Below are 13,115 nucleotides of genomic sequence, written 5' to 3' on the forward strand. Positions count from 1 at the left end.
ACCACGCGTTCGTAGTCGAGCCCCGACATCAGCACGTTGACGCCCTTGCCCTCTTCGCCAAGCACGTTCTCGAAAGGCACCTCGACATCCTCGAAGATCAGCTCGGCCGTGTTCGAGCCGCGCATGCCCAGCTTGTCGAAATGCGGGCTGGTCGAAAAGCCGACCATGTCCTTTTCGATCAGGAAGGTGGTGATGCCCTTGGGGCCCGCGTCCGGGTCGGTCTTGGCATAGACCACCAGCACGTCGGCGTCCGGCCCGTTGGTGATCCAGAACTTGGTGCCGTTCAGCACGTAGCGGTCGTTCTTCTTCTCGGCCCGCAGCTTCATGCTGACCACGTCCGAACCGGCACCGGCCTCGGACATCGCCAGCGCACCGATATGCTCGCCCGAGCACAGTTTGGGCAGGAAGCGGGCCTTCTGTTCGTCGGTGGCGTTGCGGCGGATCTGGTTGACGCAAAGGTTGGAATGGGCGCCGTAGGACAGCGACACCGAGGCGCTGGCACGGGCGATTTCCTCGACCGCCACCACATGTGCCAGATAGGACATGTCGGATCCGCCGTATTCCTCGGGCGTGGTCATGCCCAGCAGGCCAAGCTCACCGAACTCCCTCCACAGCTCGTTGGGAAAGGCGTTGTTGCGGTCGACCTCGGCCGCGATCGGCTTGATCCGCTCCTGCGCAAAGCGATGCACCATCTCGCGCATCGCATTGACGTCTTCCCCCAGGTCGAACTCCATCGTGTGCATGAACATGGCGCAAATCACTCCCGTTATTGAACGCTTGTTCATATAACTAGATGATGACGCTTCACCGATCAAGGATTTTCGCGCCACAGGTATTTCTACCCAGCGTCGCCATTCATGGCGCCGGCTGTGCAGTGACGGGAACAGAAGGTTAAGTTAGGATACGGGCCGGGCCGCCTCGGCAAGCGAGGCGGGCGTGGCAGGCATGGCCGGGCGGATCAGTCGCCCTGCCAAACGGCGCCGACCTCGGCGCGGATGATGCGCGCGATCTGGGCGCAATCCCCGAGGCTGAAGGTCAGCGGCAGGCGCATGTCGATCACGCCCTTCAGAACCCGGTCGGTGGCGGGCATCGGCGCCGAGGGCGCATAGCGCCAGCTGTCATAGCGCGAGGTGAAGCCGGCCGGCTCCGCCCCGCCGAACCATTTCAGCTCCACCCCCCGCGCCAGACAGCGCCGCAAGACGGCGTCGATCTTGGCGTCGGGCCAGTCGAGCAGCAGGAACTGGATCGACGAGCCGACGAAACGCTCGGCTTCGGGGCGCGCGATCAGGGTCAGGCCCGGCGTGCCCCCGAGCCCTTCTTCGACCTCGCGGTAGCGCGCGTTCCAGCGCGTCACCTGCCCCCCGAGTTCGCGCAGTTGCGGCCGCAACAGCGCCGCGCGAAGATGATCCATGCGCCCGGAGATGTTCGGCGTGTCGTATTTGACCCGCTCGAAGACCTCCATCGCAGGTCGCGCCAGATGGCGCTCGTAAAGCATATACGAGCCCGACATCATGATCGCCCGCGCCATCAGCTCGTCATCATCCGAGATCAGCAGCCCGCCCTCGCCGGAATTGACGTGTTTGTAGGTCTGGGTCGAATAGCAGGCCATCACCCCATGGCGCCCCGACGGCGTGCCGCGCCACTGCGCCCCCATGGTATGGGCGCAATCCTCGATCACCCGCAGGCCGGCCGCGTCGCAGATGCGCATCAGCCGGTCCATGTCGCAGATGTGGCCCCGCATGTGACTGAGCATCAGAACCTCGGCCTGACCGGCCTTGGCCTCGAGATCCGCAAGGTCGATCACCAGATCCTCGGTCACGCCGACGAAGACCGGCTGCGCGCCGACACTGGCAATCGCTCCGGGCACCGGGGCCAAGGTGAAAGCATTGGTCAGAACCCGGTCGCCGGGCCCCACCCCGAGCGCGCGCAGGGCGGTCGCCATCGCATACCCCCCCGAGGCCACGGCGACGCAATAGCGGGCACCGGTCTGCGCGGCGAATTCCTGCTCCAGCAGCGCGACCTCTCCGGGCGCGCCGGCGGTCAGGTTATAGCGGTGCAGTCGGCCCGATTTCAGCACCTCGAGAGCGGCGGCGATCGCCTCTTCGGGGATCGCTTCCTGCTGGGTGAAACTGCCGGTGAACTTCTCTGTCATGGCCGCAGCTTTGTCCGGCGGCCCCGCCGCGTCAACGCGATTCTCCTTTGGCATCCCGCCTCGCCTTGCGACCAAACCCGCCGGAAAATGTCGCTATCTGACCTGCCCTCGCACCCGGCCTTGCTAGGCTGACAACAAGGAGCCGGCCATGACCAACCCCATCGACTTCATCCATGACCTGCGCTGGGGCGACCTGCCCGCGCCGGTGCGCCAACGCACCGAACTCAGCCTTCTCGACCTGATCGGCGTCGCCGCCGCCGGAAGCCGCACCCAGGCCTCTCAGATCAGCCGCGATCTGGCGCATGACGAATTCGGCGGGCCGGTACCGATGCTGTTCGACGGTCGCGGCGCCAGTGCCTCGGGGGCCGCCCTGGCAGCGGGAATGACCATCGATTCCATCGACGGCCACGACGGGTTCAACCCGGCGAAGGGCCATATCGGCGCCCCCTTGCTGCCGGCGGCGCTGATGCTGGGGCATGCGGCGGACCTCGACGGGGTGGCGTTCTTGGAGAGCATCGCCATGGGCTATGAGTTCGGCGCCCGCGCCAGCGTCGCCCAGCATGCGACGGTGCCCGATTACCACACCTCGGGCAGCTGGGGGGCGGTAACGGCGGCGGCGGCCGGTGCGCGAATCCGCGGCCTCGATCGAACCGCCACGCGCCATGCGCTGGGCATTGCCGAATACCATGGGCCGCGCAGTCAGATGATGCGGGTCATAGACCACCCGACCATGCTCAAGGACGGCGCCGGCTGGGGCAGCATGTGCGCCGTCTCGGCGGTGAATTTCGCGGCCAGGGGGTTCACCGGCGCACCGGCCATCACGGTCGAACAGGCCCCCGAACATTGGCAAGATCTCGGCGCACGCTGGCGCATTCTCGAACAATACTACAAGCCCTACCCGGTCTGCCGCTGGGCCCAGCCGCCGATCGAGGGGGCGCTTGACCTGCTGAAAAGGCACCGGCTGTCGCATCGCGACATCGCCCGGGTGGTCATTCATACCTTTCACGAATCGATGCGTCTGGCGACAACACATCCCGCCGACGGCGACGCCGCCCAGTATTCGACATCCTTCCCGGTGGCGATCGCCCTTGTCCACGGCGACGTGCGCCCCGAACACCTGACCGGCGACGCGCTGCGCGACCCGGATGTCCTGCGCCTGTCCGAAGCCATGGAGATCCACGAAGACCCCTTTGCCAACGACCATTTCCCCGACAGGCGCTTTGCGCGCGTGTCACTGATCCTGCGCGACGGCAGGCGCCATGACGGCGACTGGAGCGAACCGCGCTGGGATCACAGCGCCCCGCCCAGCGAGGCCGAGTTCCGGCAGAAATACCATGCGCTTGCCGATCCGGTGCTGGGCAGGCCATGGGCCGACGCCATCGAAGAGGCGCTGGCCTCTCTCGGCCAGACCCGCCTGCGCGCGCTCAGCGATCAGCTGTTGCGCCCGATCAGCCGCTGAACCAGCGCCGCGAGATCGCCGAAATCATCCAGCAGCGCCTCGGGATGCAGCGCCGCCATGTCCTCGCCGCTGGGCCCGAAGGTCACCAGCACCGACGGCACCCCGGCCGACCGCGCGGTTTCACGGTCGGTGACGCTGTCGCCGATCAGAACCGTGTGGCGCGGATCGCCGCCCAGCCGGCGGGCGGTTTCGATCAGCGGCGCCGGGTCGGGTTTGCGCACCGTCAGCGTATCGGCCCCGACCAGGGCGCCAAAGGCACCGCGCACCCCGAGCGAGGTCATCAGCTTCTCGGCCAGCGCCTCGGGCTTGTTGGTGCAGATGCCGACGCCGTACCCCAGCGCGCCCAGTTCCTCCACCGCCTCGATGGCACCGGGGTAGAGCACCGTGTGGTGGTCGATGGCAGCGCCATAGGCCTCGAGCAGCATCGGGTAGAACCGCTCGACCAAGGCCGCGTCCATGCGCCCCAGACGCGTCAGGCCAAGGGTCAGCATCGCCTTGCCGCCGCGCAGGGCGGTGGCGGCATCGGTCGCCGGGTGCAGCACGTCGCCGGCCCCCATGGCGCGGAAACAGGCGTTGGCGGCGGCCAGAAGATCGCCGCTGGTATCGGCCAGAGTGCCATCAAGATCGAAGATGACGGTTCGCATGTGGTCCCTTTCCGGCGGCACGTTTCCGCGCATCACTGTCACAGCCCGTAACGCGTTTTGATGGCGCCCAACCTTGCGCCCGCGCCCCGAACGGATAAAACGGGCGGCAGATATTTACAAAGAGATAACGCATGACCGTTGCATTGATAATCCTTGCCGCCGGCAAGGGCACCCGGATGAACTCGGACCAGGCCAAGGTGCTGCACCAGATCGCCGGCGCCCCGATGCTGGCCCATGCCCTGCGCTCGGCTCAGGATCTTGCTCCGGCGCGCTCGGTGATCGTCGCCGGGCACGGCTATGACGCGGTGGAACGCAGCCTGGCCGATTTCGCCCCCGAGGCAGTTGTCGTGCGCCAGGAGCAGCAACTGGGCACCGCCCACGCGGTCGACGCGGCGCGCGGCGCGCTCGAGGATTTCGACGGTGACGTGATCGTGCTTTACGGCGACACGCCCTTCGTCAGCCCCGAGACCCTGCAGCGCATGGCCGAGGCCCGCCGCGATCACGCGCTGGTGGTGCTGGGGTTCGAGGCGGCGGACCCGGGCAAATACGGCCGGCTCGTGATGCGCGGGGAAAGCCTGGAATCGATCGTCGAGTTCGCTGATGCAACAGATGAGCAAAAGTCCATAACCCTATGTAACAGCGGCGTTATCATGGCTGATCGCGAAGTGTTGTTTTCGCTGATCGAGGCCATCGAATGCGCCAATGCGCAGGGCGAATACTATCTCACCGACGCCATCGCCATTGCCCGCGACAGGGGGCTGTCGGTCACCGCCGTGTCCTGTGACGAAGCCGAAACCCTGGGCATCAACTCGCGGGTGGAACTGGCCGCCGCCGAGGCGATCTTTCAGGCCCGGGCCCGCCGGTGCCTGATGGAAGACGGTGTCACCCTGCAACAGCCCGAGACCGTGTCTCTGGCCTTCGACACCGTGATCGGGCGCGACACCGTGATCGAACCGAACGTGGTCTTCGGCCCCGGGGTGACGGTGGAATCCGGTGCCCATATCCGCGCCTTTTCCCATCTCGAGGGCTGCCACGTCTCGCGCGGCGCGGTGATCGGCCCCTATGCGCGGCTGCGCCCGGGCGCCGAACTCGCCGAGGATGTGCGGGTCGGCAATTTCGTCGAGATCAAGAACGCGGTGATCGACGAAGGCGCCAAGATCAACCACCTGAGCTATATCGGCGACGCCCATGTCGGCGCCACCAGCAATATCGGCGCCGGCACCATCACCTGCAATTACGACGGGGTCATGAAACACCGCACCGAGATCGGCGCCAATGCCTTCATCGGCTCCAACACCATGCTGGTGGCACCAGTCAGGATCGGCGCCGGCGCCATGACCGGCAGCGGCTCGGTGATTACCCGCGACGTGCCCGATGATGCGCTGGCCCTGGCCCGCAGCGAGCAGGTGAACAAACCGGGGTTGAGCCGAAAATTGTTCGAATTGTTGAAGTTGAAAAAGAAAAAATTGAGTCTGGAGAATTAGAATGTGTGGTATTGTCGGGGTCCTGGGAAGCCATGAAGTCGCCCCCCTGCTCGTCGAGGCGCTGAAGCGGCTGGAATATCGCGGTTATGACAGCGCCGGGATCGCCACGGTCAACGAGGGCGTTCTGGACCGCCGGCGGGCGGTCGGCAAACTGGTCAACCTGAGCGACCTTCTGGTTCACGAGCCGCTGCGCGGCAAGTCGGGCATCGGCCACACGCGTTGGGCCACCCACGGCGCGCCCACGGTCGACAACGCGCACCCGCACCAGGCGGGGCCGGTCGCCATCGTCCACAACGGCATCATCGAAAACTTCCGCGAGCTGCGCCGCGAACTCGGCGAAAAGGGGCTCTCGTTCACCACCGAGACCGACACCGAGACCGTGGTGCTGCTGACCCAGCACTACATGCAGGAGGGCCTGCCGCCCATCGCGGCCGCCCGCCGGACCCTGTCGCGGCTCGAGGGCGCCTTTGCGCTGGCCTTCCTGTTCGAAGGCGAAGAGGATCTGATCGTCGCCGCGCGCAAGGGATCGCCGCTGGCGATCGGCCATGGAGACGGCGAAATGTACGTCGGCTCGGACGCCATCGCGCTGGCGCCGCTGACCGACCGCATCACCTATCTGGAGGAAGGCGACAGCGCCGTTCTCACCCGCAACTCGCTGGAAATCCGCAACGGCGATGGCGAGATCGCCAATCGCGAGCTCCGCACCCTGCGGCTGGATCAGGCGCGGGTCGACAAGGGCGGCCACAAGCATTTCATGGCCAAGGAAATCGCCGAGCAGCCCACGGTCATCGGCGAAGCGATCCAGCATTATCTTTCGGCCGATGGCACTGCGGTCAAATTGCCGAACGACGGGCTGGATTTCGCCACTATCGACCGGGTGACCATGGTCGCCTGTGGCACCGCCTATTATGCCTGCGTCACCGCCAAATACTGGTTCGAACAGCTCGCCGGGCTGCCGGTGGATGTCGATGTGGCCTCGGAATTCCGCTACCGCGAACCCCCGATCGGCGGCGACAGCATCGCGCTTTTCGTCAGCCAGTCGGGCGAGACCGCCGACACGCTGGCGGCGCTGCGCTATTGCCAGGGCAAGGCGCGGAAAATCGTCGCCGTGGTCAATGTGCCGGAAAGCTCGATCGCCCGCGAAAGCGACCTCGTGCTGCCCATTCTCGCCGGGACCGAGATCGGGGTTGCCTCGACCAAGGCCTTCACCTGCCAGCTGGTGGTGCTGCTGATGACCGCGCTGAAGGCCGCCGTCGACCGCGGCCGCATGACGGCGCAGGAGATGCAGGAAAAGCTCGCCGCGCTGCACACCCTGCCCGGGCTGCTCAATGTCGCGCTCGAGCGTGAGCATGGGCTGCGCGCGGTTTCGCGCAAATTGGCCGAGGCCCGCGACATCCTGTTCCTGGGCCGTGGCCTGATGTACCCCCTGGCGCTGGAAGGCGCACTCAAGCTGAAGGAAATCAGCTATATACACGCCGAAGCTTATGCTTCAGGAGAACTCAAACACGGCCCCATCGCATTGATCGACGAACATGTTCCGGTGGTGGTTCTGGCGCCGCGCGATGCCCTGTTCGACAAGACCGTCAGCAACATGCAGGAAGTCATGGCCCGCAACGGGCAGGTGCTGCTGATCACCGATGCCGAAGGCGCGGCCGAGGGCGGCGACGGGGTCTGGGACATCGTGGTCCTGCCCGAGGTCGACCCCATCTTGACGCCGATCCTCTATGCGATCCCGGCGCAGCTGCTGGCCTATCACACCGCCGTCGCCAAGGACACCGATGTCGATCAGCCGCGCAACCTCGCCAAATCGGTCACGGTGGAATAGCCCATGGCCAAGCAGTTCCCGGCGCTGGAAGAGGTGCATTCAGCCTTCATCCGTGCCCAGCACATGTTCTTTGTCGGCACAGCCGCTGCCGAGGGGCGGGTCAACATCTCGCCCAAGGGCATGGATTCGCTGCGCGTGCTGTCCCCCTCCCGCATCGTCTGGCGCAACCACACCGGCAGCGGCAACGAGACCGCGGGCCATCTGCGCGCAGTCAACCGCATGACCCTGATGTGGTGCGGCTTCGAAAAGCGGCCGCTGATCCTGCGCTGCTACGGAACCGCCCGCACCCTGCATCCGCGCGATGCCGACTGGGATGCGCTGAACGGGCTTTTCGAGGCCTCGGACGGGGCACGCCAGATCTATGAACTGGCGGTGGACATGGTGCAAAGCTCCTGCGGCTACGCGGTGCCCTTCTACGATTTCGCCGGCGAACGCGAGACCCTGAAGACATGGACCGCGGATCGCGGCGCCGAGGGCGTGCAAACCTATTGGGCCGAGCGCAACCAGCGCACCATCGACGGGCTGCCCACCGCCATCCTCGGTGAGCCGGATGACGCTTGACGAGGCGCTGGCGGCGCTGAGGGCGCTGATCGAGCCCGGTCGGGCGGCGCAGATGGCGGCCTATCACAAGCAGAAGCGGCCGGTGCTCGGCATCCCGAACCCGGCCATCAACGATCTCACCAAGGGCTGGCGGCAGGCGCTTTCGGTGCCCGACCGGGTGGCACTGGCCGAGGCGCTCTGGCAGAGCGACATCTTCGAGGCCCGGCTGGCCGCCGCCAAGCTGCTGACCCAGGCGCGGCTGCGCCCGGATGATGCCGCCTGGGCGCTGATTCAAAGCTGGGTGCCCGATTTCGACAGCTGGGCCATCGCCGATCACGTCTGCATGGCAGGGCAGAAGCGCCTTGTCACCGCGCCCGAACGCATCGACAGTGTCGAAACCTGGACCGTATCCGAGCACATGTGGACCCGGCGCGCGGCGCTGGTCATCACCCTGCCCTGGACCAAGCAGAATTTCCCGAAACCGCAGGATCTCGAGATTCGCGACCGGGTGCTCGGCTGGGCCGCGACCTATGTCGACGACCCGGATTGGTTCATTCAGAAGGCGGTTGCCTGGTGGCTGCGCGATCTGTCAAAGCACGACCCGGATCGCGCCCGCGCCTTTCTCGATGCCCATGGTGCGCAGATGAAGCCCTTTGCCCGCAAAGAGGCCGCAAAATACCTGCAATGATCCGCGTTCACTCGGCGCTGACCTCGACCTCGGCCAGTGCCGTCAACTCCAGCCCCAGCGCCTGCATCGCCTGCAACGACAGGCGCGATCCGGCCGAGGCATCGCCGGCGATCGGCAGCAGTTGCACCGCCACCGTTTGCCCGCCGTAACGCACCTGCCCCGGCCCTGCCACACCGACCAGCGGCGTCTTGAGCCACAGACCGGCCTCGGCCGGTGTGCCCAGCGAAACCACGGTCACGCCAAGGAAACCGGTCGCGCGAGGCCCAGCCCCCCGCCCCCCGTCCTGTTGCGACCCGCCGGTGTCCGGGCGCAACACGGGGCGCAGCACCGGGCGCAACACATCCGCATCGCTTTCGACATTTCGGGGCGGCGCCAGATCGGCCAGCGGTCCCGGCCAGGACATGCAGCCGCCCAGCAATGCCGCCAGGGCTACGCCCGTCATCCGCCCCGTCCAGTGCATCCGCCCTTGCCCCGCTGTTGCTTTGGAACTACCTATAGCCCCATGACGACACCCTTGATCGACCCGTTCCAGCGCGCTGTCAATTACCTGCGTGTTTCCGTCACCGACAGGTGCGATTTCCGCTGCGTCTACTGCATGTCGGAAAACATGACCTTCCTGCCCAAGAAGGAACTGCTGACTCTGGAAGAGCTGGATCGCATGTGTTCGACCTTCATCCGGCTCGGGGTGCGCAAGCTGCGCATCACCGGTGGCGAACCGCTGGTGCGGCGCGACATCATGACCTTTTTCGACTCCATGGGGCGGCATCTCGACAGCGGCGCGCTGGACGAGCTGACCCTGACCACCAACGGATCGCAGCTCGCCCGCTTCGCCGACCGCCTCTATGCCGCAGGCATGCGCCGGGTCAACATCTCGATGGACACGATCAACGAGGCCAAGTTCACCGAGATCACCCGCTGGGGCCGCCTGCCCCAGGTGATGCAGGGCATCGACGCGGCCCAGAAGGCCGGCCTCAGGGTCAAGATCAACGCCGTGGCGCTGAAGGGCTTCAACGAGGACGAGCTGATCCCGATCACCCGTTGGTGCGCCGAGCGCGACATGGACCTGACCTGGATCGAGGTCATGCCCATGGGCGAAATGGGCGAGGAAAACCGCCTCGACCAGTACTGGCCGCTGAAGGATCTGCGCGCCCGCCTGGCCGAGCATTACACCCTGACCGAGCTTGCCGAAAACTCCGGCGGCCCGGCGCGCTATGTGCGGCTCGAGGAAACCGGCCAGAAGATCGGCTTCATCACGCCGCTGACCCATAATTTCTGCGAAAGCTGCAACCGGGTGCGGCTGACCTGCACCGGCCAGCTCTTCATGTGTCTGGGCCAGGAAGACATGGCCGATCTGCGGGCGCCGCTGCGCGACAACGCCGAGGGTACCGGCCAGCTCGAGGCGGCGATCCGCGCCGCGATCGCGCTGAAACCCAAGGGCCATGATTTCGACTATTCGCGCCAGAAGGTCGATGGCCAGATGTCGCGCCACATGAGTCACACCGGCGGCTGATGACCCCCGCGCCCCTGACCCCGGTCCTGCGGCTCTACCGGATGCTCGCCACCCTCGCTGCGCCCTTGGCGCTGCGCATGGCGCGCAAACGCTTTGCCGCGCGACAGGGGCCGATGGCGCGTTTCGGCGAACGCAACGGCCATGCCTCGCAGCCCCGCCCCGGCGGAAGGCTGATCTGGATGCACACCGTCAGCGTCGGCGAATTTCTCTCGGTGCTCGACCTCCTGCACGAGCTTGACGCCCCCGACCTCAGCCTGCTGGTGACCACCACCACCTCCTCGGCCGCCGATCTCGCGGCCCGGCGCCTGCCCCAAGGGGTGATCCACCAGTTCGCGCCGCTCGACACGCCGATGGCGGTGCGCCGCTTTCTCGACCACTGGCGGCCCGACCTCGCCGCCTTCGTCGAAAGCGAGATCTGGCCCAACCAGATCGTCATGGCGGCCGAGCGCGGCATCCCGGCGGTGCTGCTCAACGCCCGGCTCTCGGCCTCCTCGCTCCGGGCCTGGGGGCGGGTACCGGCCACCGCCAGCGCCCTCTTGGGCCGCTTTGCCCGGATCATGACCCAGAGCGACGACACCCGCCGCGCCCTCGAAAGCCTCGGCGCGCCGGCGGCGATCCTCGAGACCACCGGCGACATGAAGGCCGCCGCCGCGCCGCTGCCCTTCGACGCCGCCGAGGCGGCGGCCCTGCACCACCGGATCGGCTCGCGCCCGCTCTGGGTCGCGGCCTCGACCCACGACGGCGAAGAGGGCGCGGTCAGCGCCGCCCACCGGCAGCTCTGCGCCGCCCATCCCGATGCGCTCCTGATCCTGGTGCCGCGCCACCCGGAACGGGGCGATGCCATCGAAGCCCTTTTGCGGGCCGAGGGCTGGCGGCTGGCGCGGCGCAGCGCCGGCGCGGCGCCGACAGAGGAGCAGCAGATCTACCTTGCCGACACGCTGGGGGAAACCGGCCTCTGGTATCATCTGGCACCGCTGGTCTTCGTCGCCGGCTCGCTGACCCCGGTCGGCGGCCACAACCCCTATGAGCCGGCGCATTTCGGCTGCGCCATCCTGCACGGGCCGCTCCATGCCAATTTCAAGCAGGCCTACGATACCCTTGGCCGGGAAGAGGCCTGCCTCGGGGTCGCCGACGCCAACGACCTTGGCCGGGCGCTGAGGGCGCTTCTTGACCCGGATCACCCGGAGCGCCTGCAACGGCTTCAGACCAACGCCCGCCGCTACCTGAAAAGCGCCGCCAACAACCGCGCGGCGGTGGCCCGGACCCTGATCGCGATGCTGCGCTGACAGGCGCGGCCGGCCGCTGCTTTCTCTTGCCTGAAATATCCCGGGGGAGCCCTTGAAAAGGCCCGGCTTTTCAAGGGCGGGGGCAGCGCCCCCTGCCCGGTTTTCAGAACCGGCCGCGCCGGCCCCGGTCAGGCCACCGCTCAGGCCAGCAGTCAGGCCACCAGTCAGGCCACCGGCATGCGCTGTTCGACGATTTCGGCCCACCAGCTGCACCCCGCCGGGATCGCCTCGTCGTTGAAGTCGTATTCCGGGTGGTGCACCATCGCCGTATCGCCATTGCCGACCAGAATATAGGCGCCAGGGCGCTCTTCGAGCATGAAGGCGAAATCCTCGCCCCCCATCACCAGCGGCGCCTCGGCGCAGGCGCCGCTCACCGAGCGCGCCACCTCGGCGGCAAAGGCGGTCTGTTCCGGCGTGTTCACCATCACCGGATAGCCGCGGTCATAGTCGACCGCCACCACGCCGCCGAAAGTGGCCGCAACGCCGGTGCAGACCTCCTTGATGCGGGTCTCGGCAAGATCGCGCATGGTATGGCTCATGGTGCGCACGGTGCCCCTGAGATGCACTTTCTGCGGGATCACGTTGAACGCCTTGGACGAGGTCTCGAAAGAGGTCACCGAGACCACGATCTGGTCCACCGGGTCGGCATTGCGGCTGGCCACGGTCTGCAGGGCCAGCACCGCCTGCGCCGCCATCACCGTGGTGTCGACGGTCTCATGCGGCTTGGCGGCGTGACCGCCCTTGCCCTCGAAGGTGATGTCGAAAGTGTCGGTGGCAGCAAAGAAGGCGCCGGGCCGGATGGCAAAGGATCCCACCGGCTGGCCGGGCCAGTTGTGCATGCCATAGACCTCCTGGATGCCCCAGCGCGCCATCATCCCGTCGTCGCACATTTCCTTGCCGCCGCCGCCGCCCTCTTCGGCGGGCTGGAAGATCACCACCACGGTGCCGTCGAAATTGCGGGTCTCGGCAAGGTATTTCGCCGCCCCCAGAAGCATCGCCGTATGCCCGTCATGGCCGCAGGCATGCATCGCCCCTTCGGTCTTGCTGGCATAGCCCAGCCCGGTGGCCTCGTGGATCGGCAGCGCGTCCATGTCGGCGCGCAGGCCGATCACCCGGCCCGATCCGGTGGACTTGCCCCGGATCACCGCCACCACGCCGGTGCGGCCGATCCCGGTCACCACCTCGTCGCAGCCGAAGTCTTGCAGCCGCGCGGCCACCAGAGCCGCGGTACGGTTGGTGTCGAACAGGATCTCGGGGTGGGCATGGATATCGCGGCGCCATTCGGTGATTTCCGCCTGCATTTCGGCAAATCGGTTCTTTACGGGCATTGGGTCTCGCTCCTTCATATGGGTCGGGCCGGCGCCGGGAGGGCGCGGGCTGTGCTGCGATCCGGTTACACCCGGCCGGAATCGCCTCGTCAGTGTCGGCCGCGGCAGAAAGATATCCCATCCTGCGCCGGCCTCTCCGCTCAGAAGATACATCCCGGCGGCGGCGCTTCAAGCAGGAAGAGGGGTTTCCCCGCGTTCC

At 66.8% G+C, this 13,115-nt stretch carries 12 protein-coding genes; 7 read left to right on the top strand and 5 right to left on the bottom strand.

Features of this window, described 5'->3' with window-relative positions:
* A partial coding sequence (locus ABZD10_RS07590) for an acyl-CoA dehydrogenase family protein (protein WP_372885547.1) occupies nt 1-749 on the bottom strand: 749 nt, incomplete at its 3' end.
* A 209-nt stretch (nt 750-958) separates the two neighbouring features.
* Nucleotides 959-2,152, bottom strand: a complete 1,194-nt coding sequence (locus tag ABZD10_RS07595) for a DegT/DnrJ/EryC1/StrS family aminotransferase (RefSeq protein WP_372885548.1) — start codon at nt 2,150-2,152, stop codon at nt 959-961.
* A gap of 148 nt (nt 2,153-2,300) precedes the next feature.
* On the opposite strand from ABZD10_RS07595, the gene ABZD10_RS07600 reads away from it, so the two are divergent.
* Entirely contained in the window at nt 2,301-3,611 is a 1,311-nt protein-coding gene (locus ABZD10_RS07600) for an MmgE/PrpD family protein (protein ID WP_372885549.1), read from the top strand.
* On the opposite strand, the gene ABZD10_RS07605 is transcribed toward ABZD10_RS07600, so the two are convergent.
* A complete protein-coding gene (locus tag ABZD10_RS07605) occupies nt 3,584-4,255 on the bottom strand; it encodes an HAD-IA family hydrolase (protein ID WP_372885550.1) in 672 nt (223 codons plus the stop codon). The genes ABZD10_RS07600 and ABZD10_RS07605 overlap by 28 nt on opposite strands.
* 131 nt (nt 4,256-4,386) lie before the next feature.
* On the opposite strand from ABZD10_RS07605, the gene glmU reads away from it, so the two are divergent.
* From glmU to ABZD10_RS07625, 4 genes are read left to right on the top strand one after another with little or no spacing between them, the layout of a single operon-like run.
* Nucleotides 4,387-5,739, top strand: coding sequence for a bifunctional UDP-N-acetylglucosamine diphosphorylase/glucosamine-1-phosphate N-acetyltransferase GlmU (gene glmU, locus ABZD10_RS07610; protein ID WP_372885551.1), 1,353 nt, complete (start codon nt 4,387-4,389; stop codon nt 5,737-5,739).
* 1 nt (nt 5,740) lies between these two features.
* The gene (gene glmS, locus ABZD10_RS07615; RefSeq protein WP_372885553.1) at nt 5,741-7,564 is read left to right on the top strand and encodes a glutamine--fructose-6-phosphate transaminase (isomerizing); all 1,824 of its coding nucleotides are present in this window, start codon (nt 5,741-5,743) and stop codon (nt 7,562-7,564) included.
* 3 nt (nt 7,565-7,567) lie between these two features.
* Nucleotides 7,568-8,125, top strand: coding sequence for a pyridoxamine 5'-phosphate oxidase family protein (locus tag ABZD10_RS07620; RefSeq protein WP_372885554.1), 558 nt, complete (start codon nt 7,568-7,570; stop codon nt 8,123-8,125).
* Nucleotides 8,115-8,792, top strand: a complete 678-nt coding sequence (locus ABZD10_RS07625; protein WP_372885555.1) for a DNA alkylation repair protein — start codon at nt 8,115-8,117, stop codon at nt 8,790-8,792. The genes ABZD10_RS07620 and ABZD10_RS07625 overlap by 11 nt, the downstream gene beginning before the upstream one ends.
* A 7-nt stretch (nt 8,793-8,799) precedes the next feature.
* Here the strand turns inward: ABZD10_RS07625 and ABZD10_RS07630 are convergent, their stop codons facing one another.
* The gene (locus tag ABZD10_RS07630) at nt 8,800-9,234 is read right to left on the bottom strand and encodes a hypothetical protein (RefSeq protein ID WP_372885557.1); all 435 of its coding nucleotides are present in this window, start codon (nt 9,232-9,234) and stop codon (nt 8,800-8,802) included.
* Nucleotides 9,235-9,294: 60 nt separating this feature from the next.
* Between ABZD10_RS07630 and moaA the strand changes: the two genes are divergently transcribed.
* Together moaA and ABZD10_RS07640 are read left to right on the top strand one after the other, a co-directional pair.
* Nucleotides 9,295-10,302: a GTP 3',8-cyclase MoaA gene (gene moaA, locus ABZD10_RS07635; protein WP_372885559.1), complete on the top strand. Its 1,008-nt coding sequence runs from the start codon at nt 9,295-9,297 to the stop codon at nt 10,300-10,302.
* Entirely contained in the window at nt 10,302-11,588 is a 1,287-nt protein-coding gene (locus tag ABZD10_RS07640; protein ID WP_372885561.1) for a 3-deoxy-D-manno-octulosonic acid transferase, read from the top strand. The genes moaA and ABZD10_RS07640 overlap by 1 nt, the downstream gene beginning before the upstream one ends.
* 164 nt (nt 11,589-11,752) lie before the next feature.
* Here the strand turns inward: ABZD10_RS07640 and ABZD10_RS07645 are convergent, their stop codons facing one another.
* Entirely contained in the window at nt 11,753-12,916 is a 1,164-nt protein-coding gene (locus tag ABZD10_RS07645) for a M20 aminoacylase family protein (RefSeq protein ID WP_372885562.1), read from the bottom strand.
* Nucleotides 12,917-13,115: the final 199 nt, after the last annotated feature.

This window comes from Shimia sp. (assembly GCF_041624275.1).
GTDB lineage: Bacteria > Pseudomonadota > Alphaproteobacteria > Rhodobacterales > Rhodobacteraceae > Shimia.